At 68.3% G+C, this 25,092-nt stretch carries 24 protein-coding genes; 14 read left to right on the top strand and 10 right to left on the bottom strand.

Annotated features, from left to right (window positions below; all coding sequences use genetic code 11):
- Positions 1-27 precede the first annotated feature (27 nt).
- Positions 28-1,158, bottom strand: a complete 1,131-nt coding sequence (locus E0H45_RS22455; RefSeq protein ID WP_131340234.1) for an epoxide hydrolase family protein — start codon at positions 1,156-1,158, stop codon at positions 28-30.
- A gap of 54 nt (positions 1,159-1,212) precedes the next feature.
- Here E0H45_RS22455 and E0H45_RS22450 point away from each other — a divergent pair, with 54 nt between their 5' ends.
- Complete coding sequence (locus tag E0H45_RS22450) at positions 1,213-2,223, top strand: helix-turn-helix transcriptional regulator (RefSeq protein WP_131340232.1); 1,011 nt, start codon at positions 1,213-1,215, stop codon at positions 2,221-2,223.
- Between the two features lie 167 nt (positions 2,224-2,390).
- On the opposite strand, the gene E0H45_RS22445 is transcribed toward E0H45_RS22450, so the two are convergent.
- Positions 2,391-3,038, bottom strand: coding sequence for a response regulator transcription factor (locus E0H45_RS22445; RefSeq protein WP_238155151.1), 648 nt, complete (start codon positions 3,036-3,038; stop codon positions 2,391-2,393).
- Complete coding sequence (locus E0H45_RS22440; protein WP_131340230.1) at positions 3,035-5,269, bottom strand: sensor histidine kinase; 2,235 nt, start codon at positions 5,267-5,269, stop codon at positions 3,035-3,037. Before E0H45_RS22440 ends, E0H45_RS22445 begins: the two co-directional genes overlap by 4 nt.
- 155 nt (positions 5,270-5,424) lie before the next feature.
- Between E0H45_RS22440 and E0H45_RS22435 the strand changes: the two genes are divergently transcribed.
- The 3 genes from E0H45_RS22435 to E0H45_RS22425 all read left to right on the top strand — a co-directional run bounded on the left by E0H45_RS22435 (position 5,425) and on the right by E0H45_RS22425 (position 7,441).
- Positions 5,425-5,769, top strand: a complete 345-nt coding sequence (locus tag E0H45_RS22435) for a hypothetical protein (RefSeq protein WP_131340228.1) — start codon at positions 5,425-5,427, stop codon at positions 5,767-5,769.
- Positions 5,766-6,452 (top strand): hypothetical protein, encoded by a 687-nt coding sequence (locus tag E0H45_RS22430; protein ID WP_131340226.1) that lies wholly within the window; start codon positions 5,766-5,768, stop codon positions 6,450-6,452. The genes E0H45_RS22435 and E0H45_RS22430 overlap by 4 nt, the downstream gene beginning before the upstream one ends.
- A gap of 266 nt (positions 6,453-6,718) precedes the next feature.
- Positions 6,719-7,441 carry a hypothetical protein gene (locus E0H45_RS22425; RefSeq protein ID WP_131340224.1) on the top strand — a complete coding sequence of 241 codons (723 nt, stop codon included), beginning with the start codon at positions 6,719-6,721 and terminating at the stop codon, positions 7,439-7,441.
- Between the two features lie 55 nt (positions 7,442-7,496).
- On the opposite strand, the gene E0H45_RS22420 is transcribed toward E0H45_RS22425, so the two are convergent.
- Complete coding sequence (locus E0H45_RS22420; RefSeq protein WP_238155150.1) at positions 7,497-8,540, bottom strand: alpha/beta hydrolase family protein; 1,044 nt, start codon at positions 8,538-8,540, stop codon at positions 7,497-7,499.
- Positions 8,537-9,454 carry a DMT family transporter gene (locus E0H45_RS22415; RefSeq protein ID WP_131340222.1) on the bottom strand — a complete coding sequence of 306 codons (918 nt, stop codon included), beginning with the start codon at positions 9,452-9,454 and terminating at the stop codon, positions 8,537-8,539. Before E0H45_RS22415 ends, E0H45_RS22420 begins: the two co-directional genes overlap by 4 nt.
- A gap of 78 nt (positions 9,455-9,532) precedes the next feature.
- On the opposite strand from E0H45_RS22415, the gene E0H45_RS22410 reads away from it, so the two are divergent.
- Entirely contained in the window at positions 9,533-10,435 is a 903-nt protein-coding gene (locus tag E0H45_RS22410; protein WP_131340220.1) for a LysR family transcriptional regulator, read from the top strand.
- Here the strand turns inward: E0H45_RS22410 and E0H45_RS22405 are convergent, their stop codons facing one another.
- Positions 10,436-10,987, bottom strand: coding sequence for a dihydrofolate reductase family protein (locus E0H45_RS22405; protein ID WP_131340218.1), 552 nt, complete (start codon positions 10,985-10,987; stop codon positions 10,436-10,438).
- A gap of 67 nt (positions 10,988-11,054) precedes the next feature.
- Positions 11,055-11,852, bottom strand: coding sequence for a TIM barrel protein (locus tag E0H45_RS22400; protein ID WP_131340216.1), 798 nt, complete (start codon positions 11,850-11,852; stop codon positions 11,055-11,057).
- 80 nt (positions 11,853-11,932) lie between these two features.
- Here E0H45_RS22400 and E0H45_RS22395 point away from each other — a divergent pair, with 80 nt between their 5' ends.
- The 9 genes from E0H45_RS22395 (at position 11,933) to E0H45_RS22355 (ending at position 22,939) form a co-directional block, all read left to right on the top strand.
- Complete coding sequence (locus E0H45_RS22395) at positions 11,933-14,011, top strand: alpha-amylase family protein (RefSeq protein WP_131340214.1); 2,079 nt, start codon at positions 11,933-11,935, stop codon at positions 14,009-14,011.
- Positions 14,008-14,856 (top strand): 2-hydroxy-3-oxopropionate reductase, encoded by an 849-nt coding sequence (locus E0H45_RS22390; protein WP_131340212.1) that lies wholly within the window; start codon positions 14,008-14,010, stop codon positions 14,854-14,856. The genes E0H45_RS22395 and E0H45_RS22390 overlap by 4 nt, the downstream gene beginning before the upstream one ends.
- The gene (locus tag E0H45_RS22385; protein ID WP_131340210.1) at positions 14,853-16,673 is read left to right on the top strand and encodes an alpha-amylase family protein; all 1,821 of its coding nucleotides are present in this window, start codon (positions 14,853-14,855) and stop codon (positions 16,671-16,673) included. The genes E0H45_RS22390 and E0H45_RS22385 overlap by 4 nt, the downstream gene beginning before the upstream one ends.
- A gap of 10 nt (positions 16,674-16,683) precedes the next feature.
- Positions 16,684-17,982, top strand: a complete 1,299-nt coding sequence (locus E0H45_RS22380) for an ABC transporter substrate-binding protein (protein ID WP_131340208.1) — start codon at positions 16,684-16,686, stop codon at positions 17,980-17,982.
- Positions 17,979-18,878: a carbohydrate ABC transporter permease gene (locus tag E0H45_RS22375; protein WP_238155149.1), complete on the top strand. Its 900-nt coding sequence runs from the start codon at positions 17,979-17,981 to the stop codon at positions 18,876-18,878. The genes E0H45_RS22380 and E0H45_RS22375 overlap by 4 nt, the downstream gene beginning before the upstream one ends.
- Positions 18,878-19,756 carry a carbohydrate ABC transporter permease gene (locus tag E0H45_RS22370; protein WP_131340206.1) on the top strand — a complete coding sequence of 293 codons (879 nt, stop codon included), beginning with the start codon at positions 18,878-18,880 and terminating at the stop codon, positions 19,754-19,756. Before E0H45_RS22375 ends, E0H45_RS22370 begins: the two co-directional genes overlap by 1 nt.
- Complete coding sequence (locus tag E0H45_RS22365; RefSeq protein WP_131340204.1) at positions 19,756-20,670, top strand: D-2-hydroxyacid dehydrogenase; 915 nt, start codon at positions 19,756-19,758, stop codon at positions 20,668-20,670. Before E0H45_RS22370 ends, E0H45_RS22365 begins: the two co-directional genes overlap by 1 nt.
- Positions 20,671-20,713: 43 nt before the next feature.
- On the top strand, positions 20,714-21,379 hold the full coding sequence (locus E0H45_RS22360; protein ID WP_131340202.1) for a GntR family transcriptional regulator: 666 nt from the start codon (positions 20,714-20,716) through the stop codon (positions 21,377-21,379).
- Positions 21,380-21,580: 201 nt separating this feature from the next.
- Positions 21,581-22,939: an FAD-binding oxidoreductase gene (locus E0H45_RS22355; protein WP_131340200.1), complete on the top strand. Its 1,359-nt coding sequence runs from the start codon at positions 21,581-21,583 to the stop codon at positions 22,937-22,939.
- Between the two features lie 60 nt (positions 22,940-22,999).
- Here the strand turns inward: E0H45_RS22355 and E0H45_RS22350 are convergent, their stop codons facing one another.
- The 3 genes from E0H45_RS22350 to E0H45_RS22340 form a co-directional block, all read right to left on the bottom strand.
- Positions 23,000-23,482, bottom strand: coding sequence for a hypothetical protein (locus E0H45_RS22350; protein ID WP_131340198.1), 483 nt, complete (start codon positions 23,480-23,482; stop codon positions 23,000-23,002).
- Entirely contained in the window at positions 23,479-24,048 is a 570-nt protein-coding gene (locus E0H45_RS22345) for a hypothetical protein (protein WP_202872437.1), read from the bottom strand. The genes E0H45_RS22350 and E0H45_RS22345 overlap by 4 nt, the downstream gene beginning before the upstream one ends.
- A gap of 204 nt (positions 24,049-24,252) precedes the next feature.
- A complete protein-coding gene (locus tag E0H45_RS22340) occupies positions 24,253-25,044 on the bottom strand; it encodes a maleylpyruvate isomerase family mycothiol-dependent enzyme (protein ID WP_131340194.1) in 792 nt (263 codons plus the stop codon).
- Positions 25,045-25,092: the final 48 nt, after the last annotated feature.

Here is a 25,092-nt window from a genome sequence, read left to right as displayed (position 1 = left end):
CCGGTGGGCCGGCCTTTCCAACCAGAATCAGAGGTTGCGGAAGAACTTGCGGAGGTCTGCGGTGACCTCTTCGGGGCGCTCGAGGGAGGCGAAGTGGCCGCCCTTCTCGAAGTTGGACCAGTGCACGATGTTCGTGTTGTCGCGATCGGCCAGCGGGCGGATCGTCTTGAAGTCGTCGGCGAAGACGGCGACGCCGGTCGGGGCGTGGTTGACCTGCGGCTCGGCGCCGGAGTTCGCTTCCTCGTAGTGGTACCGGCCGGCCGCGGCCGAGGTGTTCGTGAACCAGTAGAGCGAGACCTCGGTGAGGATCTGGTCCTGGGTGACCAGGCTGGTGCCGTTGCCGAAGTTGTTGAAGAGCTCGTTCCAGGCGAGCTGGCCGACCGGTGAGTCGGAGATGCCGACGGCAACGGTCTGCGGACGGGTCGAGTTGATCGCGTTGTACCCGCCGACCGACTGGAACCACTGCAGGTGCTCCAGCGCCGCGTAGTCCTCCGGCGTGAACTTCTCGAACTCGGCCGGGTCGCCCGACGGGAACGAGAACAGCTGCAGGACGTGCAGTCCGAGGAAGCCTTCAGGATTGAGTACGCCGAGCTCACGCGAGATCATCGCGCCGCCGTCGGACCCGTGCGTCCCGTACGAGTCGTACCCGAGCCGCCGCATCAACGTGTCGTAGGTCCGCGCCACCCGGGCCATCGTCCAGCCGCGGTCGACCAATGGTGTGCTGAAGGCGAAGCCCGGCATCGACGGTACGACCACCGAGAACGCGTCTTCGGCGGATCCGCCGTACGCGACCGGGTCGGTCAGCGGGCCGATCATGTCGAGGAAGTCGACGAACGAGCCCGGGTAGGTGTGCAGCAGGAGCAGCGGGGTGGCGCCCTCGACCGCGGACGGTACGTGGATGAAGTGCACGGTCTGCCCGTCGATCTCGGTCAGGTAGTGCGGGAACTCGTTCATCCGGGCCTCCTGCGCCCGCCAGTCGAACCCGTTCTGCCAGCGGTCGACCATGTCACGGAGGTAGTGGTTCGGAGTGCCGTAGTCCCAGTCGTCGCCCGGCGCGGCCTCGGGAAGGCGGGTCCGCGCGAGGCGGGCGTTGAGGTCGTCCAGGTCGGCCTGGGCGATCGTGACGGTGAAGGGCCGGATGCTCTCGTTCGTGTTCATGGCTCTACCGTAGAATCCGTATAGGAACATTAGATTCCTAATTGGGAGATTGATTTGCTGGAAACTTCGCAGCGTCTGCTAGCACTGCTAGCGCTCCTTCAGACACGTCCGGCCTGGACCGGTTCCGAGCTGGCAGTGCGGCTCGAGGTGACGACGCGGACGGTGCGGAACGACATCGATCGGCTGCGCGAGCTCGGGTACCCGGTCGACGCGACACGCGGTCCGGCCGGCCACTACCGGCTCGGCGTCGGCGCGAAGCTCCCGCCGCTGCTGCTCGACGACGAGGAAGCGGTTGCGGTCGCCGTCGGTCTGCGGACCGGCGCGGGTGTTGTCGGGATGGGGGAGAGCAGTGTCCGCGCGCTGACCAAGCTCCAGCAGGTGCTCCCGCATCGCCTGCAGCGCCAGGTGAATGCGATCAACGAGGCGATGGACAAGGGCCCCGACAACACGCGCTCGAACGTCGACGCCCCCGAGATCGATTCCGCTGTACTGTCGACGATCGCGGCGTGCATCCGGGACGAGCATTACCTCCGCTTCGAGTACGTCGTACCGGATGGCGTCTCCATGTACAAAGCCGGGTCGGGCGTCGGGCGGGACCTGCCGATCCTCGTCGAGCCGTACCGGCTGGTGAGCTGGCACGGGTACTGGCATCTCGTGGCGCGGGACGAGGAGACGGTCTGGCACTCGTACCGGGTCGACTGGATGTCGTTGCGGATGGCAACAGGTCGGCGGTACCAACCGCGGCCGATGACCGACGAGGCGTACACCGATTTCGTACTACGTGACGTCGCGTCGACTGGGTGGAAGGTGCATGCGCGGATCACGGTGTATGCGCCTGCGCAGGAGGTGGTGTCCCGGATCCATGCTGCCGTGGGGGTTGTGGAGTCGGTCGACGACAACACCAGCGTCCTCGTCACCGGCGCCGATTCGCTCGAGGTGATCGCCGTCTACATCGGCATGCTCGGCCTCGACTTCCACGTCGACGGTCCACCTGCCCTTGTTGCCCACCTCCGAACTGTGGGCGAGCGCTACCTGAAGGCGATCGGCGTACCTAAGAACGGGTAGTGGTCACGAGGTGCGCTGCCGGGCTGGGCGCCGAGAGGCGGGAGAAGGGCGGGGCCGGGGGGACTACCCGTTCTTATGCACGCCGAGCGCGCTTAAGGACAGGAGGTAGTGGGCAGATCTGGGGGCGGGAGGGGGAGTTTAGGCGGGCGCTGGTGCCGGCTGGGCGACTACGTCCTGTCCTTAGGTACGCCGAGGCCGGCGTTGCGGGCCTGGATTATGGCGGTGGCTCGGTCGGCGGTGCCTAGTTTGGTGAAGATGGTGGAGACGTTGTTGGCGACGGTCTTGGGGGCCAGGTCGAGGCGGGTGGCGATCGCGGGGTTGGAGAGGCCGGCGGCGAGGAGGTCGAGGATCTCGCGTTCGCGGGTGGTGAGTTCGGGGAACGGGGCGGTTGGTGGTGGGGCGGCGAAGAAGGTGAGGACGCGGCGGGCGACGCCGGGGCCGAAGATGGCTTCGCCGGCGGCTACGGCTCGGATGGCGCGGGCGATCTCCTCCTGTTCGGCTCCTTTGACGAGGTAGCCGCGGGCGCCGGCGCGCATGGCGGCGAAGACTGAGTCGTCGTCCTCGAACATGGTGAGTACGAGGACGGCGACCTCGGGTGCGGCGCGGGCGAGTTCGCGGGTGGCGGCGAATCCGTCCAGGTCGGGCATCTGGAGGTCGAGTACGGCGACGTCGGGGCGGGTCGTGACGACCTCGCGGATCGCTTCCCGGCCGGTCGCGGCGACGCCGACGACCTCGATTCCGGGCAGCGAACTGAGCAACGCCGCCAGCCCGGCCCGAACCACCGGATGGTCGTCGGCCAGCACAACCCGAATCACCGCACCTCCAAGGAAGAGTCAGCCGCCGGCCCGACGCCGGCGTCGTCAGCCGGTCGCGTGGTGCCGGTTCGGGTCGTTGGGGTGTCGCCAGGTGGCGAGTCAGCGTGGTGCGGGATCGCGGGGGCGTTGGCTGGGGCAGGTGATTCGCTGTCGGAGTCGGAGTCGGTGTGGGGGAGGGGGAAGTGGGCTTGGACTTGGCCGCCGGTGGGGGTTGGGCCGGCTTGGAAGGTGCCGCCTAGTTCGGCGGCGCGTTCTTGCATGGCTTGTAGGCCGACGCCTGGGCGCCAGGGGTCGGTCGGTGGGCCGTTGTCGGTGATCTTGATCTCCAGTTCGGTTCCGCACCGCAGTGTCAGTACGGCGGACGTTGCCCGCGCGTGCCGTACGACGTTCGTCAGCGCCTCAGTCGCGATCCGGTACGCCGCAACCTCCAGAGCGGCAGGCAATGTCGGCAACCCCGACGCCGAGACCACGACGCGGATCGCCGTCCCGTCGGCGCGGATCGACATCTGGTCGGCGCGTTGCTGCAGGGCTCCGAGCAGGCCGATTTCGTCCAGCGCCGGAGGGCGCAGATCGTCCACCAGGCGGCGGACGTCGGCGATCGCGGAGCGGGTGTCGGCACGCAAACGCGCGAGCAGTTCGACGGCTCGCGAAGCGTCGGCGGAGAGGGCCTTGTCGGTGGTGATGAGGTTGGCGGCAGCGTCCGCGGAGAACGCGACGCCCGTAAGCGTCGGCCCCAGACCGTCGTGCAGGTCTCGCCGCAGCCGCCGTCGTTCCTCCTCGCGCGCGGACACGAGCTTCTCGCGCGACGACTGCAACTCCGCCGACAATCGCGTCGCGTGCACCGCCACTGCCAGCGGTACGGCGACCAGCGCGAGCACGCTCCGATCGGCCGACGACAACCCCGACTCACCCGACCGCACCCCGACCTCGAGCACCCCCACTACTTCACCCCCATACGACAACTCCAGCGGTACGACGGACCTCCCAGCAGAACCACCCGCGACACCGCTGCGATCAGCACCCGCTCCGCCCGCGACACCGCGACCGTCAGCGGCCGTAGCGTCCGCGATGGCGCGGCCGGTGCCAGCAGCACCGTCGGCGATGGTGCGGCCGTCGACTATTAGGGCGGCGTAAGGGAGGCGTAGTGCGGAGCGGATTGCTGCGACCACGCCCGGCAGGCCGGCGGAGAGTTGTTCGCCGACGCGGGACGCGACCCGTGCCGGATCGTGCCGGTCGCCGTACAGGGCTCGATCGACCAGCTGCTGGAGGCGGGGCAGTACCGGCGCGATGATCAGCGCCACGAACACGGTCACCGCGGCCGACCGGCCGACCTGCGACGCGATCAGCGAGTCGAGCAACGCGACCAACGCCGCATAGCTGCCGATGGCAACCAGCGACAGCAACGCCCACGTCAACGCCCGCGACACGACCAGCCGGATATCGAGTAGCTGGTAGCGGACGATCGCCACCGCGACCGCGATCGGGATCAGCGGAATCGCCAGCAGGACAAGGATCGGCGTACCGGCGACGAACGCCCAGGGCGTGACGAAGAGCAGCGCGATCACCGATGCCAGGAGCAACCACAGCAGTTGCCGGCGGCCCATTTCATCGGCGCGACGGTAGCGGATGGCGAGGCAGATCAGGGCCAAGAGGATCGCGACGAGGTTGCGTACCTCGGTCGCTGTCCACAGTGGTTGCAGGGCGTCGAAGCTGGGCAGGGTCAAGAGGCCGCGAGGAAGGTCGGGCGAGACCGGCTCGCCGCTCCCGGCCATCTCCAGGACGAAGAGCGGCGCGGTCGCGATGATGCCGATCGCGGCCCAGCGCCAGCGCGGGGACAAAAGCCGGCCGTCCGGGAACAGCAGTAGCGAGAGCGGCAGGAACAGTCCGATCGACCACGGCCAGGCCGCCAGCGAGACGGTGACGAGGATCTGCTGGGCAAGTTCGCCGTGCACCAGGTACGCGAGGGCATCGGCGAACGGTGTCGTGGCGTGGCCGATCCCGTCTGCGAGGAACAGCCAGCCGATCGGGTTGGCCGGCCGGTGCCAGGCGATCACCGCGCCGCACAGGCCGAAGGTGAGGCCCATCAGGCCGTTCGTCACGACGAAGTTGTCGACCAGTTCACCCCAGCCCCAGCCCGCGGACAAGGCGTAGACGACAGCGAAAGTCACCTCGGCGATCACCAGACCGGCCAGTGCGCCGGCCAGGCCGCGGCGGTTCACAGAGGTTGTCATACCGGCAGTGTGCGCCCGGAAGGTTCCCGGCGTCTCGGGAACGCGATCCCGGATCGCCCGGGGAACCGCCCGCCCGGGTGGGATCCGGCGCCCAGGCGGACGGTACGGCGCACGGGCGACGGTGGTGCCCAACGCTGAAACAAGGGGGTAAGGAAATGTACAGATTCGGGCTGGTGCTGCTCGGGTTGCTCGCGCTGATGGACGTGGCGACGCCGCTGCTCACCGACGGGGACCACCCGCCGATGAGTATCGCGATCGGGTCCGCGGTGGTCGGGCTGATCAGCCTGGTGCTGGTCGGGTTCGCCTGGCGCGGGAAGCGGTGGGCGCTGGCGCCGTTGATCACGCTGCGGTTGGCTTCGGCGCTGCTCGCCGTACCGGCGTTCTTCGCGTCCGACGTACCGGCGGCTGCGGTCGCCGCGGCCGGATTCGGAGTCGGAGCGACAGTCGTCGGCGTCATCGCCGTACTGCTGCCGAGCCGTGAGCTGGCAGGTGCGCGATGACGGAGACGATCAGCCGTACGCCGGTTCGCGCTGACATCCGCCCGGTCTGGCGGTGGATGGCCGCGTTGATCCTGCCGATCGGGCCGGCGGCGGTCGCGCTGCTGCGGTTCCTGTTGCCGTACGACACGACGGACGACGCCTCGACGATCACCAGCAAGATCGTCGGCGATCTCGATCGCAGTTCGTTGGTGCTCTGGCTGGGCTACCTCGCGTTCGTCACGCTGGTGCCGGGCGTGTACTTCGTCGGCCGGCTGACGCGCCGCAGTACGCCGTGGCTCACCGGGATCGCGGTGTGCCTGATGGTTCCTGGCTACCTGTCGCTGCCGACGACCGCGTCGAGCGATGTGTTCGCTTGGTCGGCCGGGACGGCCGGTCTCGACCAGGCGTCGATCACGAGGGTCGCCGAGGTCACACACGGCTCGGTGGACGTGGCCGCAACGGTGTTCGTGATCGGTCACGTGCTCGGCACCATCCTGCTCGGGATCGCGATGTGGCGCTCCGGGGTCGGCGGCCGGTGGGCCGCGGTGGCAGTCGCGATCTCGCAACCGCTGCACCTGACCTCGGTCATCATCAGCAGTCACACGCTGGACCTGGTCGGTTGGGGACTGCAGGCAGTGGGGTTCGCCGCGGTGGGGTGGGCGATCCTCCGGATGTCGAACGACGAATGGCAGCCACTGCCGTGAACCGTGCCTGGGCCTGGCCGGAGTTGGTCTCGGATCGGAGGGGGAGATCCAGATGACCGACCTACCGGCCGGGCCCGGGTTCGTCCGGACGCTCGCGGAGGCGGCCGATCGCGGTGCGTTCCAGCTGTCGTTGACGATGTACGCCGTGAGCGCCGTCAAACCCTGAAGAATAACCGCACGGAATGCAGGACTACCGTCGCGTACCGTGAATTGGTCGCGTTTCTCCCAACCTCGTGACAGCATTCTCGGATTGGGGGACGGTGCTTATGTCGAGAGCAAGACGGGCAATACCTCAGGCGCATCGCGCGCTGTGGCTGGCCGTCGGGATCGTCGCCGCGCTGACCGCCGCTGCATGGGTGGCGATCGCGCAGGTCGGCTCTGGCTCCGGGAGCGGGTCCGCGGAGCCGTCGACGCAGATGCCCACACACTCGGCACATCAGACAACTCCGACGCTCAGTACGCCGCCTGCGACCGAGCGCAACGTGGTGAATCCGGGCGTGGCCGCCTGTACCAAGGAAATCCAGGCGGCCGAAGCCGTTGTGGCCGCCGCAGGCAATGCCACCGCGCATTGGCGTGAACACGTACAGGCACGGACCGATTTGCTGGCCGGTAAGAATACCGAGGAACAGACAAAGGCAATCTGGAAGCGCACCCGGCTGCTCGGTCCCGCGGATAAAGTCTCGGTGAATTCAGCTGTTGCCGAGCGCGCGGCTACGAAGGGTGGCTGCAACGCGGTACCGGGCAAGTCGGCTGCGTTCTGCGAGCAGCGGCTCGCCGCGCTCGATGCCGCGGGCACGGCAGACCGCGCCGCCGCCGGAGACTGGGCAGCCCATTTGCAGGCGATGGCTGCTCACGCGGCGGGGGACTTCGGCGCCGAGCACGCGCAGGAGCTCTGGGTCGCCGCCTGGTCCGGCGCGACGCGGAACCTCAACGCCGCAGCGCGGGCCACCGCGGCCCTCGCAGACGCTCCGGCCTGCAAGCCTGCCTGACGCGACCGCTGCAAGCCGGCTTGACGCGGCCTCTTCCATCTGTCGTTGAGTGCGTTCAAACCCCGTGCTGCCGGAGGAAGCTGACTGTTCGGGCCATCGACGTCGGCCAGGCTGGGCCGAAGGCGTGCTCCTCGCCGGGGTAGGTGAACAGCGTCGCGTCCTTGCCGGCTGCCTTGAGAGCGGCGAGGGTCTCGCGGGACCAGGCGATCGGGCAGGTCGAGTCCGACTCGCCGTGGTGGATCAGCACCGGCTCGGTGACGCGGCCGAAGAAGTTGACCGCGGACAGGTTCTTCCAGAACGACGCGTTCGTTGCCGGTTCGCCGTACTTGCGCAGGATCTGGGTGGCGACTGGCCGGTCCGGTCGCGTCCAGCGGTTGAAGTTGTCGACCGCGTCCGAGCTGACCGGCGCGAACACGACGGCGGCCTTCACGAGACCGGGCTTCGTCACGAGCACGTTGTAGGTGATTCCGCCGCCCATCGAGCGGCCGAGCAGCGCGATCCGCGACGGGTCGACGTACTGCGAGGTGCGGAGTGCGAGGACGGCGTTGACGACGTCCTCGGTGTAGCCGAGTCGCAGGTTGACCTCGGAGCTCGGATCCTTCGAGGACTCCGCGTGGTTGCGGTAGTCGGTGTGCAGGACGACGTACCCACGGCTGGCGAGGTAGTCCTGCTCACGCATCAGTCCGCGACCGTTCGTGTAGACGTCCGGGTCGATGTAGCCGTGGTTCAGGACGAGTGCTGGATGGGGTCCTGGTGTCGACGGGACGTTCATGATCCCCGAGATCGTCAGCGTCCCACTGCGATAGGTGACGTGATAGCGCGTGTACGCCGGGTTGCGGGCGAGCACGTTGCCGAGTCGAAGGTCGCCGCCGTTGTACTTCTTCGTCGTCAACGCCTGCAACGACACCGGATGTGGGGCGGGCAACGCGGTCGAAGGCGGGGCGGTCGGTCGCGGCGACGTGGTCGGAGGAGCGGCGGACGGCGTGGGGGAGGTCGCGCTCGATGACGGCGCAGGGGGTGCCGCGTCGTCGTTGGTGCAGGCGATCGCGGCCGTCGTCATCAACGCGACGACTCCCGCCCACGCCATCCGCCGGCTCATACCGCCAAGTCTGCCGTCGCCGCCGGAGAAGTCCGCGAAAGTTCCGGCAACGATTGGCGACGAGGCCGACGAGGCCACTGCACGATCAGCACGGCGGACAGGACGAGCGCACCGCCCAGCCACTGCACGGCGCTCAGGTGCTCGCCGAAGACGACCGCCGCGGCAGCGACGGTCACCACCGGTTCGAAGATCGACAGGATCGAGGCGACCGACGGACCGACCCGGGCCATCCCGGCAAAGAAGAACAGGATGGCCGCGACGGTGCTGATCAGCGCGACGGCGGCCAGCCACAGCCAGCCGATCGGGGCAAACGTCAGATGAGTTCCGCGGAACAGACCGAGGACCAGGAAGGTGCCGAAAGCTCCCGTACACACCAGTGCCGTCAACGCGAGCGGCGGTACGTCGGCGGTCAGCGAGTCGCCGACCAGGATGTAGCAGGTGTAGACGATTGGTGCGCCCAACGCCAGCAGGACTCCGAGCCAGTCGAACCGCCCGGTCATCGCCCCGCTGAGGACCAGCCCGATCCCGACCAGCGCGACGGCGAGCGCCCCGATGCGCCGGCGCGACGCGCGTTCGCGGCGCAGTGCGATCGCCCCGACCATCACGAGGACCGGATAGAGGTACAGGAGCAGCGCGACCAGTGATGCGTCGAGGCGGGCCAGCGCGGAGAAGTACAGGCCGGATTGGGCGGCGTACCCGAAGACGCCCATGCCGAGTCCGGTGAGGACGGCCCGGCGGGGCAGGTTGCGCAGCGAACCGCGGGCGAGTGCGAGGGCCATCAGTAGCGCGCCGGCGAGGCCGAAGCGGACCAGGAGCAGGGCGTCCACCGACACGCCCGCGTCGTAGGCGAGCTTGCCGAAGACGGCCATGACACCGAAGGTGGCGGCGGACAGAAGGCAGAAGAGGCGTCCCACGTCATCGATGGTCAGGGGAGCGGACTGTTCACGTCCATCACGGCTTCACGGACAGCATTGTGAAGCTAAGCTGAACGAATGATGGATCTGCACCGACTGCGGTTGCTGCGTGAGGTCCACGGCCGTGGCACCGTGCACGGCGCGGCCCGTGCGCTTGGCTACTCGCCCAGCGCGATCTCGCAGCAGTTGGCCGTCCTGGAGCGCGAGACCGGGACCCGATTGCTCGAGCGGGTCGGTCGCAACGTGCGGCTGACTGCCGCGGGCGAAGTACTGGTCCGGCACGCGACGGCGCTACTCGAGGGAGTCGAAGCAGCTGAGGCGGAGTTGGCCGCGGTTGCGGCGGGCCGGGTTGCGGGAGTGGTGCGAATCGCGTCGTTCCAGTCCGCCTTCATCCGCGTGGTCGCTCCGGCGATTCGCAGCCTGGCGACAACGCATCCCGATATCCGCGTCGAGGCGGCCGAGCTCGAGGTCGAGCAGGCTGCGCCCGCGCTCCGGCTGCAGCAGTTGGACGTCATGGTCGGCGACGAGTACGACGGCCAGCCGCGCGCCGTGCACACCGACCTGCATCGCCAGCACCTGCTCCGCGAGCAGATCCGCGTCATTCTCCCCGAAGATCATCCCGAGGCCGCTGCCGACCGCGTCCCGCTCAGGCAGCTCGCCGACCTGCCCTGGGCCGCCTGCCAACCCGCCACCGGTCACCGCGAGATGCACGTCCGCGTCTGCCGCGAGCTCGGCGGGTTCGAGCCGGACATCCGCTACAGCTCCGACGACTTCCTCATCCTGCTCGAACTCGTCCGTACGACGGGCGCCGGCGCACTGCTCCCGGATCTGGTCATCGGCGCAGGCGCTCCGGGTGTCGCCGTACGTCTGCCGGCCGAAGGTGATGTCGGGCGGGCGGTGTTCCTGCTGACCCGCCGTACCCGAACTCCCGCGGTCGCTGCAGTCGCCGATGCGCTGGCCGCTGCGGCCTCCGAGCACTGATCAGACCAGGTCGTGGCGCAGCAGCACGGTCCGGTTGTCGAAGGACCGGGTCTCCGCCAGCCGGAGCGTACGTCGGCCGGTCGGCTGATGTACCGGCTTGCCGCCGCCGAGCACCACCGGGTGCACGATCACGTGGTACTCGTCGAGCAGCCCGAGCTCGGTCAGCGCCGCCGCGACGGTCGAGCTCCCGGTGAGCAGGATGTCCTTGCCCGGCTCGGCCTTGATCGCCGCCAGATCCTCGGCGGCGCGGACGATCCGGGTGTTCCACTCCGCGCTCTGCAGCGTCGTCGACAGCACGACCTTCGGCGTACGGCGCCAGACCGGTGCGAACTCGATCGCGTGCTCGTCGGGGTTCATCGCCTCGGCGTTCGGCCAGTACGACGACATCATGTCCCAGACCGTCCGCCCGTACAGGAACAGGTCGGAGCGCTCGGTCAGCGCCATCGAGTACGCGCCCAGCTCCGGGCCGAGCACCGGCCAGTCGAACTCGCCGTTCGGTCCCTCGATGAACCCGTCCAGCGACTGGTGCACGTAGTAGATGATCTTCCGCATGATGTCCTCCGGGTGATGGCTCCTTGTGCCTCCTGGTCGGAGCCGGTCGCCCGGGTTTGACATCGGTTCAGGAAATCCAGCCCAGACTGTCGAGGGTGTCCGTCGTCGGCTTGTACTCGCAGGCCGCGACGCCCTGATATCCGGCACCCTTCAACGCGTCGAGTGTCGGGTCGATCGGCAGCGCCCCGGATCCGGGCTCGCCGCGCCCCGGGCTGTCGGCGAGCTGGACGTGCGCGACCGGAACCTTCGACGCCGTGGCCAGCAGATCAACCCCGTTGCTGCCGAGGTGGAACGTGTCGAACAGCAGCGAGACGTTGTCGACGTCCCGCAGTGGGCCGCTGAGGAGCCGCAGGACGTCGTCCGCGGTGAGCAGGGGATAGCGGCCGTTCAAACCTTTGGTCAGTGGTTCGATCAGCACCGTGCCGCCGACGGCAGCCACGGCCGAAGCGGCGGAACGGATCGCGGCTGTCGCGGTCTTCTCCTGCTCCTCCGGTGACCAGCGATCGTCGAGTTGCCCGTAGAGCAGGTTGAACAGCTGGCAACCGGTCCGCTCGGCGATCCCGACCATCACACGCACATTGGCGGTCAGCTGCTCCTGCCGATCGGGATGTGATGCGACGCCGCGCTCCCCGGCCGGTATGTCCCCGCCGTAGAAGTTCAACGCGCCCAGTGACACCCCGGCTGCCGAGACGGTGCGCACGAAGTCGTCGACCTCGGCCGGCGACGGATCGGGTACGGCGAACGGCCACCAGGACTCCACGACCCGGAAACCGGCCCGCGCGGCCGCGGCGAACCGCTCCGGATACGGCAGCTCGGTGAACAGCATCGAGACGTTCGCACTCAGCTCGTGGCCGCGGTACTTCATCGCCGAAGACTAACATCAGCTCTTGCCAGTCGTGCATTCTTGTCTAACAATCTGAGGAATCCCACGACGCCGGAGGTGCGATGCACACCGAGCACGAGAACCGAGTAGCCGACTCCGACCCGGACTGGCCGTTGGCGGCGACCCGCTGGGCCCAGATCACCTTGGCCGAGGACGATCCCGCGCACTTCGACGCCGACTTCTGGCTACGGCTGATGCGCGACAGTTCGGCCAACGCGACCTGCATCAGCGCGGGCGGGTACGTCGCCTACTACCCGACGCAACTCGAGTACCACTACCGGAGCAAGTTCCTCGGCGATACCGACCCGTTCGGAACGCTCGTCGACGGTGCCCGCAGCCTCGGCATGAGTGTGATGGCGCGGGTCGACCCGCACGCGATCCACGCCGACGCCGCCGCGGCGCACCCCGAGTGGCTGGCCCGCGACCGGGACGGCAACCCGATCGAGCACTGGGCGTACCCCGGTATCTGGCTGACGTGCGCGTTCACGCCGTACCACCGAGAGTTCGTCACCGAGGTGATCCGCGAGATCGTCCGCGAGTACGGCGTCGACGCGGTCTTCGCCAATCGGTGGGAGGGGTACTACGGGATCTCGTACAGCGAAGGCGCCCGCAGGTCGTTCCGGGACGAGACCGGTCTGGAGTTGCCGGCCCAGGAGCACGGCGAGGGCTGGCCGGAGTACGTCGCTTGGCGGCGCCGGCGACTCGGGGATCTGGTCGGCATCTGGGACCAGGCGGTCCGCGACCTCCGCCCGCATGCCCGCTTCGTCCCGAACATGGGGGCGCTCGCGGCCCGTGACCTGGCCCGTGATCTGGCCGAGCCGGTGGCGCCGCTGTTCATCATCGACAAACAGGGCCGGCACGGGATCGAGGCGCCGTGGGCGGCCGGCCGGAACGGGAAGCGCAATCGAGGGGTGTTCCCGGACCGTCCGGTGCGGCTCATCACGTCCGTCGGGCCCGAGCACAAGTACCGCTGGAAGGACTCGGTCGCGCCGCCGGAGGAGACGAAGACCTGGATCGTCGACGGGTTCGCGCAGGGCGCGCTGCCGTGGTTCACGAAGTTCAACGCGAGCGTGCCGGACCAGCGGTGGGTGCAGCCGGTCGTCGAGGCGTTCAACCTGCACGCCTCCGTCGAACCGGTGCTCAAGGATCTGCGGATCACTGCCGAGGTCGCGCTGCTCGACCCGACCCGGACCGGCCAGTTGCGGGCCGGCGACAACGACCACGAGGACGGCTTCTACCAGGCGCTCGTCGAGGCGCGCGTGCCGTTCGAATTCGTCTCCGACCAGGCGATGACGGTCGAGCGGCTGAGCGGGTTCAAGGTCGTCGTGCTCGCGAACGCCGAGCAGCTCAGCGACGACCAGTGCGCGACCCTGCGGTCGTACGTCGACGGTGGCGGGTCGCTCGTGGCGGCGTACCAGAGCTCGCTGTACGACGAGAACGGGCACCAGCGGACCGATTTCGGGCTGGCGGATGTACTGGGCGTCCGGCTGACCGAGGTGAGCCGGCCGGTGCAGAACAACTACATCGCGTTGACCGACGCGCATCCGTTGAACGCCGGCTTCGAGGGTACGACCCGGATCATCGGTGGCACCCACATCATCGGGGTCGAGTCGGATGCGGTGACGCCGTTCCGGTTCATCCCGGACTTCCCGGACCTGCCGATGGAAGAGGTCTACCAGCGAGAAGCTCCGGACAAGCCCGCGGTGATCTGCACCGAGAACGCCCAGGGCGGCCGGACGGTCTACTTCCCGTTCGACCTCGGAGCGATCTTCTGGGAGGCGTTGCAGTCCGACCATGGCCGACTGATCGGGAACGCGGTCTCCTGGGCGCTCGGCAAGACGCCCGAGGTGACGGTCGACGGCGCGGGGCTGGTGGACATCGCGGTCCATCGGGGCGAGCACGAAGTCGCCGTTGCGTTGGTCAACCTCACGAATCCGATGGCGATGCGAGGGGCGATCCGGGAGACGCTCCCGTTGCCGCCGCAGACCGTGTCGATCGCCGTACCGACGGATCGGCCGAAGGTCCGGCTGCTGGTGGCCGGGGTGGACCTGGAGCCGACAGTCGTGGACGGGCGGGCCGAGATCGTGATTCCGACCGCCGGGCTGCTCGAGGTCGTGCACGTCGATTGGAGCCGGCCATGAGGATCGGGTTCATCGGGCTCGGAGTGATGGGCCGTCCGATGGCGGACAACTTGATTGCTGCCGGCCACGAACTGTCTGTGTATCGCGGCCGGACCGACCTCGCGGCACACGTGTGTGCGTCGGCCAAGGAGGTGGCCGAGCGGTCCGAGGTCGTGATCCTGATGGTGCCGGACACCCCGGACGTCGAGGCGGCGTTGTTCGCGCCGGGCGGAGCCGCCGAGGGGCTGCGGGCAGAGTCATTGGTGATCGACATGAGCTCGATCTCGCCGACCGCCACCATCGGTTTCGCACAGCTGATCGACAAATTGGGCTGCGACTACCTGGACGCACCGGTGTCCGGTGGCGAGCTCGGTGCGCGGGACGGGACGTTGACGATCATGGTCGGCGGCCGGCCGGAGGTGTTCGAGCGGGCGCGGCCGATCTTCGACGTCCTCGGGAAGAACGTCACGCTGATCGGCGGTCCCGGTGCCGGGCAGACCGCGAAGGTCGCGAACCAGATCATCGTCGGGCTGACCATCGAAGCGGTGGCCGAGGGACTGCTGTTCGCGGAACGGGCCGGCGCGGATCCGGCCGTCGTACGGCGGGCGCTGATGGGCGGGTTCGCGAGCTCACGCATTCTCGAGGTGCACGGCGAGCGGATGGTCAACGAGGCCTTCGAGCCGGGGTTCCGGCTCCGGCTGCACCGTAAGGACCTCGGGCTCGCCGCTCAGGCCGCGGCCGAACTGGATCTGGCGCTGCCGAACACCGCCGCGACGCAGCAGTTGATGAACGCTGCCATCGCGGACGGGGACGGGGAGCTGGACCACTCCGCGCTGTACCGGACGTTGCGCCGGGAGCACTCATGAGGCTCTGGTGGCAGGACCCGTTCCGGATGTTCCAGACCAACCTGCGCGAGATCGACGCGGGGCTGGACGTCGAGTCGGTGCTGGACTACCTGGAGGAGTTCGGTGCGGACACCTGGTTGCTGAGCGTCGGCGGGATCCTGTCGAACTACCCGACCGATCTGGAGTTCCAGACGCGCAACCCGTATCTGGCGGAGCGGCCGTCCGGAGACCTGGTCGGTGACGCGGTGAAGGCAGCGGCGCGGCGCGGCATCCGCGTGATGGGGCGGATGGATTTCTCCAAGATCGACCATCGGCGGGCGGAGGCGCATCCGGACTGGTGCTTCGTCGGACCGACCGGGGCGCGGCAGGTCTACAACGGGCTGACGAGTGTGTGCCCGAGTGGTGACTACTACCAGGTGAAGCTGTTCGAGGTCCTCGACGAGGTGCTCGATCGGTATCCGCTGGACGGCTTCTTCTGCAACTGGATGTCGTTCAACGAGGTCGACTACAGCCGCGTCTACCACGGGGTCTGCCACTGCGTGGCATGTCAGGAGCGGTACGACGGTCCGCTGCCGGACGACCGTGACTCACCCGGGTATGCGGACTGGCAACGGTTCTCGAAGGACGTGCTGGCCGATCTCACCGGGAGGATCCGGGATCACCTGGCGGCTCGACGTCCAGAGGCACCGTTGGTCCTCGGTGATCAGGCGGACATCGTGTTCCACGAGGCGAACAACGCGGTCGGCCGGCGGTTGTGGCATCACCGAACCAGCGAGAGCGTGAGCGCGGCGAAGACCTTCCGTCCCACGGTCCCGGTGCTGACCAACTCGGTGGGCTTCGTGGACATGCCGTACCGGATGGCCAGTGAGGATCCGCATCACTTCGCGCAGTACCTGGTGCAGGCGATCGCCCGCGGCGCCAACCCGTCGACGTACATCATGGGGACGCCGGAGACCACGCCGTACGCCTGCCTGGACGTCGCGTCCCGGCTCACGCGGTTCCACCGTGACCACTCGGAGGTCTATCGCGACCTGGTACCGGCCGCGCAGACCCTTCTGGTCAGGTCGGAGCGCTCGCGGGCGGAGTTCGAAGGCTTGTACCTGGCGCTTCTGCAACGCCACGTGCCATTCGACGTCCTTCCCGAACACCGTCTCGCCGACGTCGACTTGAGTCGCTATCAGGTGGTCGTGCTGCCGGACCTCGGGCCGGTCGACCTCGGCACGTACGACGGAGCGGTAGTTGCCACCGGCACCACAACGGTGCCGGCGCTCCCGATCAGGCCGCTTGCCCGGTACGAGACCGAGGCGGAGGTGCGGTCGCTGCACCTCGAGGGTGGTGTCCCGGTGTTCGGGACCTTCGAGGTCGTCGAGGCACCGTCCGACGCCGAGGTCGCGCTACGAGCCCTGTCGAGAGCGCCGTACGGCCCACCGGAGAAGTGCCACGGACACGTGCTGCTCGACCGTCCCGGGATGGTCAAGCAGGGCAACGTGGTGCTCTTCCCGTGGACCATCGGACGGGCCTACCGAGAGGTGGGATTGAGCGTTCATCGCGATCTGTTCGTGGATCAGGTGGGCGGAGCGGTGCAGACGGACCTGCCGGAGCAGGTCGAGATCGTGGTGGGGCGGTCGGCGGCGGGGTTCGTCGTGCATCTGCTGAACAGATCGGGGGACACCGACCAGCGATTCGCTCCACCCGTACGGATCGGGCCGGCCCGGTTGCGGGTGCCGGCCGGCGTACGCGAGGTGCGGGCGTTGGTGGCGCAGGAGCGCCTGCAGGTGAGCGACGGGTGGGTGCAGGTGCCGGAGATCGGATTGTTCGACGTACTCGTCTGTGTGTGAGGAGAACGAGATGGATCGGCGAGGATTTCTCAAGGTGTCACTGGGCACGGGGCTCGCGGCGGCCGCGGTCGCCGGCTGCGGCGGGAGCGGCGGCGGACCGTCGGGCGGTGGCGGGGACGTCACCCTGCGGTACGCGTGGTGGGGCAACAACATCCGTCAGCAGAACTACACCAAGGCCCTGAAGCAGTTCAGTACGGCGAACCCGGCGATCACGATCGAGCCGGAGTTCGCCGACTACACCGCCTTCCAGGAACGGATGACGACGCAGATCGCGGCCCGCGACGTACCGGACATCTTCTGGATCGCGTCGCCGCAGGTGATGACGTACCACAAGAGCAAGCTGTACCGGAAGCTCGACGACATCCCCACGCTGAAATGGGACGACTACAGCAAGGAAGACCTGGAGACCTTCAAGCTCGACGGGCAGCTCAACACGCTGCCGTTCGGCATCTTCACTCCGGTGATCCGCTACAACGAGACCGTCGCCAAGGCCGACGGCGTGACCGTTCCGGTCGAGGGGCCGGGCTGGACCTGGGACAGCCTGGCCGAGCTCCTCGTTGCCTACAGCAAGAACAATCCCGGGAAGCGCAAGGGTACGCCGTACGCGCCCGACCACGACCTCACCTTCGAGGCCTGGCTGCGGCAGCGGGGTGAGCAGCTGTGGACCCAGGACGGTCAGGTCGGGTTCACGGCGGACGGTCTGGGCAGCTGGCTCGACTGGTGGGAGAAGCTGCGCAAGGCCGGCGGTGCGTTGTCACTGAGCGAGCAGGAGGGGATGGGTCCGGACTGGGCTCAGGTGGGGAAGAAGGTCCTGGTGAACTTCGGCAACTCCAATCACATCATCGACGACGCGAAGATGTTCCCGAAGGAGAAGTTCCGGCTGCGGGCGGCCCCGATCGCCGCGGGCGCGCCGGCCGGGCACAAGTACCTGTACTTCCCGCGGATGGCGATCTACCAGCGGATCGACGACGGCAACCTCGAGGCGGCCGGCAAGGTCCTCGACTACAACGTGAACAACGCCGAGATGCTGAAGACGGTCCGGCTCACCATGGGCGCGCCGACGAACCCGAAGGTCGCCGAGCAGGCTGCCGCGTTCGCGAGCCCGGACGAGAAGGAGATGCTCGCGGTGGTCGCGAAGGAACGTGCGGCCGAGCGGAAGCCGCGGTACGAGGCGCCGCCCGGGTCGAGCACCTGGCGGACCACGATGGCCCGGATCTGCGAGGAGATCGCGCTGGGCAAGACGGCGGTGCCGGCCGGCGCTCAGAAGCTGGTCGACGAGATCGGCGCCGGGATCAAGCGGGCCGCATGACGTCCCGCTCGAGGTTCTACCTCAATCGCCAGGGGCGGGCGGCACACGTTTTCCTGATCCCCTGGCAGTTGGGGTTCCTGCTCATCACCGCGGTGCCGTTGCTCGCGTCGCTGTATCTGGCGTTCACGAACTACGACATCCTCAATCCGCCGGAGTGGACCGGGTTGGAGAACTTCCAGCGGATGATCCACGACGACCAGTTCTGGGCCTCGGTCCGCGTGACCCTGATCTACGTGCTGGTGTCGGTGCCGCTGCAGCTCGCCTTCGCCTTGCTGCTCGCGCTGATCCTCGACCGCGGCCTGAGTGGGCTGGCGTTCTACCGCAGCGCGTTCTACCTGCCGTCACTACTGGGGTCTTCGGTGGCGATCGCGATCCTGTGGCGGGAGATTTTCGGTGACGAAGGTCTGATCAACAAGGGGCTGGCGCTGATCGGGGTCCACGGCGAGAGTTGGTTGCAGAACCCGCGGACGGCGTTGGCGACGCTGATCGTGCTGAACGTGTGGACCTTCGGGTCGCCGATGGTGATCTTCCTGGCGGGCCTGCGGCAGATCCCGGACGAGCTGTACGAGGCGGCCCGCGTCGACGGCGCGGGTGTCTGGCGGCAGTTCACGCACGTGACGGTGCCGCTGCTCACGCCGATCATCTTCTTCAACCTGATCCTGCAGACGATCGGCGCGTTCCAGACCTTCACCCAGGCGCACATCATCAGCGGTGGTACGGGCGGTCCGGCGAACTCGACGCTGTTCTACACGCTGTACGTGTACCAGCAGGGGTTCGTCGCCTTCGACATGGGCTACGCGTCCGCACTCGCCTGGGTGCTGATGGTCGCGATCGCCGTGGTGACGGCGCTGCATTTCCTGGTCTCGAAGTACTGGGTCTTCTACGGAGACAGCTGATGGTGAGTCTGACCGCAGGAAAAGTGATCAGCAGCCCGGCGCCGGCCCGGCAGCGGCGGCTCCGGGCCGTTCTCAAGCACACCGGGCTCCTGGTGTTCGTGGCGTTCATGATCTATCCACTGGTGTGGATGGTGGTGAGCGCGTTCAAACCGCCTGAAAAGATCCTGACCGAACCGGGCATCATCCCGTCCGAGTGGACGTTCCAGAACTTCAAGGACGGCTGGCACGCGCTGAACCGGCCGTTCTCGGTGTTCTTCGTGAACTCGCTGGTGGTGACGATCGCCTCGATCGTCGGCAACCTGTTCTCCTGCTCGCTGACGGCGTACGCGCTGGCCCGGCTGCAGTTCCGGATGCGGAAGGTGTACTTCGCGATCACGCTCGCCTCGGTGATGCTGCCGTTCCACGTGCTCGTCATTCCGCAGTACATCTTCTTCTCGCAGCTCGGCCTGGTGAACACGTACTGGCCGCTGCTGATCCCGAAGTTCCTGGCCACCGACGCGTTCTTCGTCTTCCTGATGGTCCAGTTCATCCGGACGCTGCCGCGCGAGCTCGACCGGGCGGCCTGGATCGACGGCGCCGGCCCGTTCCTGACCTTCTGGTACGTCGTGCTGCCGCTGATGCGACCGGCGCTGGTGACGACCACGATCTTCACCTTCATCTGGACCTGGAACGATTTCTTCGTACCGTTGATCTACCTGACCAGGACGCAGGCGTTCACCGTGCCGGTGGCGCTGAACTCGATGGTCGACTCCGAGACCCAGAGTGGGGTGGGCATGCTGTTCGCCATGTCGTTGCTGTCGCTGGTCCCGATCCTGATCTTCTTCGCCGTGGCCCAGAAGTACCTGATCCGCGGTATCGCGACGACGGGACTGAAGTGATGATCGTTGTAGTAGGCAAGGAATCGCCGGTGTACGTCGAGGCGGCGGGGGAGGTGGCGGTGCGCTTCGTCGACGCGCTGGACGACGCCTCGGACGTCTTCGCTGAGATGGAGGGAGTGGTCGGTCGCGTGCCGCCGGAGGTGCTGGTGAAGGCACCGCGGCTGCGCTGGGTGCACAGTCCGTCGGCCGGTGTCGACGCCGACCTCACGCCCGGGATGCTGGCGTCGCCGGTCGTCCTCACGTCGAGCGCCGGCAACGGCGGGATCTCGCTCGCCGAGCACTCGATCCTGCTGATGCTGATGCTCAATCGCGACGTACCGCGGTGGATGCGCGCGCAGGCCGAGCACCGCTGGGACCACTACCGCCACGGCGAGTTGGCCGGCCGGACCGTGGGTATCTACGGTCTTGGCAACTCCGGCCTCGATCTCGCGTTGAAGGCGAAGGCGTTCCACATGCGAGTTCTCGGCGTACGGCGGCGTCCTGGGCAGCCGTCGCCGAATGTCGACGAACTGTGCGATCTCGACCGGTTGCTCGCGGAGTCGGACTTCGTCGTGGTGACGACACCGCGGACGCCCTCGACGGTCGGTGTGTTCGGGCGGGACGCGTTCGCGCGGATGAAGCCGACGGCGTACTTCATCTGCATCTCGCGCGGCGGGATCGCCGACGACGAGGCGCTCCTGGAGGCGGTGCGGACCAGGCAGATCGCGGGCGCCGGCCTGGACGCGCACGGGGTGGAGCCGCTGCCGCCGGACAGCCCGTTCTGGTCGCTGCCGAACGTCGTCGTCACGCCGCACAACGGCGCCACCAGCGACGGCACCGTCCGGCGGCACCAGGAGATCGTCGCGGACAACATCCGCCGTTTCGTCGGCGGCGAGCCGTTGCGGAACGTGGTGGACAAGGCCGCGGGTTACTAGGCCAGTACACTTGCCAGACCAGTTCGTTGTTGGAGGGGGTGCTGTGAGTACCGAAGCGCGTCTTGAGCTCGGGCCGTCCTCGCTGACCGACGCGCTCTACGAGTCGATCCGCAAGCGGATCGTGAACGGTGAGATCCCGCAGGGGGAGAAGCTCACCGAGGTCCGGCTCGCCACGGAGTACAACGTGGCCCGGCCGACCGCGAAGGCAGCGCTCGAGCGGCTGACCGCGCTCGGCCTGTTGCGGCGTACGGCGCACAAGACAGCGGTCGTTCCGGTGCTCGACGAGGCCGAGATCCGGGACCTGTTCTTCAGCCGGATGACGATCGAGAAGGCGGCGGTGTCCGCGCTGGCGGCGACCGGCGAGGTGCCGGCCGACGCCGCCCGGGCGCAGGTCGCGATCGAGTACGCGGCGCGCGACCGGCTGTTCGAGAACCAGGTCGAGGCGGACATCGCGTTCCACACGGCGTTGGTGGCCGCGGTCGGCAGCCGCCGGCTGACCCGGATGCACGAGCTGATCATCGGCGAGGTGCACCTGACCATGGGCCAGTACCAGGCGCACCGCAAGGCCGCGCCGACCACGGTCGCCGAAGAACACGCGGCGATCCTCGAGGCGATCCAGCAGGGTGACTCGTCGGCCGCGGCCGATCACCTGGCCTACCACCTCGAGCAGGCTCAGGGCCGCTTGCTCAGCACTCTGTCTGGGGATTGACGAAAACAGTCCTGCTTGGGAAGGTCGGGGAGGAACGGGTAGGTCTGGGGGAGGGCCGGCTGCCCGTCGGGGGTCGGGCGCTCTCTGGGGTGAAGTCTCGCGCCGGCTCACCGGCGACGACCGGTCTGCGCGGTGCGTTGTGTGCGTTCTGCACGCGCGCGCCGCTCTGCGACAGGGCGACAGTGGTTCGGGGAGCGGACAATGATCGACGATTTGAGAGAACGCACGCGCGGACAGGTCTTCACGCCGGGCGACGAGGGGTACGACGAGGCGCGCAAGGTCAACAATGCGATGCACGACAAGCGGCCGCAGGCGATCGTCCGGTGCGAGAACGCCGGTGACGTCATGGCGGCGATCGACTACGCACGGACGAACGAACTCGAGCTCGCGGTCCGCGGCGGCGGGCACAGTGTGCCGGGGTTCGGCACGGTCGACGACGGGCTCGTCATCGATCTGAGCGGGATGCGCAACGTCCGGGTCGACCCGGTGAACCGGACGGCGCGGGCCGGCGGCGGCGCGACGTGGGGCGACTTCAACGCGGCCACGCATGCGTTCGGGCTGGCCACGACCGGCGGGATCATCTCGACCACCGGCGTCGGCGGGCTGACCCTCGGCGGCGGGATCGGGTACCTCGACCGGGGCCTCGGGCTGTCGTGCGACAACCTGGTGTCGGCCGACGTGGTGACCGCGGACGGGCAGTTCCTGATCGCGAGCGAGAAGGAGAACGAGGACCTGTTCTGGGCGTTGCGCGGCGGTGGCGGCAACTTCGGTGTGGTGACCGCGCTCGAGTTCCGGCTGGCGCCGGTGTCGACGATCTACGGCGGCCCGATGTTCTTCGAGATGTCCGACGCGGTCGCCGTACTGTCGGGATTCCGGGAACTGATCAAGGACGCGCCCGAGCAGCTCGGTGGGTTCCCGGCGTTCCAGATCGCGCCGCCGCTGCCGTTCATCCCGGAGAACCGGCACGGCGAGCCGTTCGCGGCGATCGTCGGCTGCTGGGCCGGCGACCTCGACGAGGGCGAGACGCAGATCTCGAAGTTCCGCGAATTCGCGCCGGTGATGGCCGAGCACGTCGGGCCGATGCCGTACCCGGCACTGAACAGCGCCTTCGACGCGCTCGTGCCGCCCGGCCTGCAGCACTACTGGAAGGCGAACTTCGTCACCGAGCTGACCGACGAGGCGATCCAGGCGCACGTGCGGCACGCGCCCGGTCTGCCGGCGGTGAACTCGACCGTGCACATCTACCCGATCAACGGCGCCTGCCACCGGGTGACGCCGGACGCGACCGCGTTCGCCTACCGGGACGCGAACTTCGCGACCGTGATCGCCGGCATGTGGCCGGACCCGGCCGACAACGAGGCCGGGATCGAGTGGGTGCGGTCGTACTACGACGATGTCTCTCCGCACTCCGAGGCGGGCGGGTACATCAACTTCATGGCCGACGACGACCAAGGCCGGATCCGCGACAACTACCGGCAGAACTACGACCGGCTGGCCGAGGTCAAGCGCAAGTACGACCCGGACAACGTGTTCCACCTGAACCAGAACATCGCGCCCTAGGCAACGAACGCCCGGCGGCCGGTACGACGTCGTACCGGCCGCCGGGCTCTGCTCACAACGTCACAACGTCAGCAGGCGCTGGAAGAACGCGCGGTACCGCTGCAGCGCCGAGCGGAGATCCTCGGTCGACGGCTCGCCGCTCGACCACTGCTGCTCGAGGCCCTGGTGCTGGCGGTCGAAGCCGTCCGCCAGGTGCTTGAGCACGTCGTCGACGAGCTTGTCGGCCTCGCTGACGGCGTTGCGCGGGTCGTCCACGAATCCTTGCTGGACGACCTCCCAGCGGGCGCGGTAGTCGACAGCCGAGTCCTCGGCCACCAACGGCTCATCGTCCACGGCCGTACGGCCGTTCGGCTCATCGGTCGTCGTCGTAGGGCCGTTCAGGTCATCAGCCGCCCTGGTACGGCCGTTCGGTTCGTCCGTCGTACGGTCGACGTCCAGGCCGAGGCCGCGGTTGCCGGCGAGGTCGGGATCGGTCTCGAGGTCGTCGTGGTCCAGCGTGCGGTCGTCGTCCAGAGAGACGTCGCGACGGTCGGGCGTGGTCATGCTTGCTCCTTGGTGTTCGTATGGCGGGGTGCGTTCTCGCTGTCGTCCAGCAGGGCGTCGACCAGCTGGCGGTACGCCGTGACCGCGTGCCGCAGGTCCTCGGTATCGGCGTCGCCGCGTGCCTGCGCAACGGCGATCCGGTGTGCCTCGCGGTAATGCATGGCGACGTCGGGGTGCTCGACGGACACGTCGTCGGCCCGCTGGTCGAACTCGTCGACCGGGTAGCCGGCCTCGCGCATCATCCGCAGCACCAGCCGGTCCGCGTCGGTGACTGCTCCGGCAGGACGGTCGACGAAGCTCTGTTGCACTTCGGCCCACTCGGCGCGGTAGGTCTGGGCGGACTCACGGCTCAACGGCGTGATGTCCAGCCGCGACACGCGGCGTTCCCGCCCACGCAGCTCACGCTCGGCGCTGCGACGATCCCCCGACTCCTCGACAGTGCGCTCGTACTCCGGGCCGAACCGCTGTTGCAGCTCGTCGGAGCGTCTGCGCTGGTACAGGTAGAACAACGCCGCTGCCGCGAGCAGCACCACGACGATGATCACGATGGTCAGGACGGTACCCATCAGAACTCCAGTCAGATCGCACGTGTGGATCCGCGATCCGCATCGGCCGATCGCGTGGATCCCTGACAGACGGTCCCCAGCGCCGCCTCATCCCCCATGGCCCCGACCGGTACCCACGGGCTCGCGCGAACAAGCCTCCGGCCGGCCACCCTGCTGCGGGTGACCGGCCGGATACATGACCGAGGTCAGGCCTTCGGTGCGAGTTCAGTCGCTGTCGTGGCCGGTGTTGTCGAGCCAGTGCTGGGCGAGGTCGAGGTCGCCGTCGACGGTGATGCCGGTCGCCGCGCGGTCGGCGAGCGGGCGTCGGCGGGTCAAGGTCAGGAGCAACGATTGCGCCGGGCCGCTCACCGTCACATCGGCCTGCTGGGTTTCGGGCCGCCACGTCGCCCCCTCAGGGCGCCGTTCCACGAACCAGGCACCGGTGTCGGTAGCCAGCCACTGCAGTGTTTGCCCGGTGCCCCGGATGGCGTGCGCGGACTCGGTCCGCCGCAGCTCCCACGTCGGGGAGGTGAGCATCGTGAGGTGGTTGCTGATGAGTGCGGCGGCGACATCGGCGTCGATGTCGGCCGGCCGGTCCGCCGCGGTGGCCGCGTCGACGCCGTGGACGACCGACTCGTTGAGGGCGCTGGTCATCCAGAACTGTGTCCCGGAGCGCTCGTCGCCCGAGGCGTTGAACACCGGCGCGTCGAGTGCGTCGTCGGAGCACGCGGTCGCGACGCGCTGCGCGGACTCCGACAGCCAGGTCGGCCATTCGCGCGGGTCGGCAGGGAGCACGGCCACCTCCATGGGTAGCTGGGCGGGGTCGGTGATGCGCCGCTCGATGATCTCCGCGATCCAGTTGTGGGTCTGGCCCACGTGCTCGACCAGGTCGGCGACGGTCCACTTCGGGGCCGTCGGCACGACGGCGTCAGGTCCGGCGGCGGCGGCCGACTCCGCCAGCCGGCGGGTGTGTTCGACGATCGCTCGCCGGGTACGTTCCGCGTTGAGCTCGGTCATCGGCTGTCTCCAGGTTCGTTGTGTGACCTCGCGACCGGTACGTCGTCG

Origin of the sequence: Kribbella soli (assembly GCF_004331345.1) — a bacterium.
Lineage (GTDB): Bacteria > Actinomycetota > Actinomycetes > Propionibacteriales > Kribbellaceae > Kribbella > Kribbella soli.
This window is presented reverse-complemented; position numbering and strand designations above follow the sequence as displayed.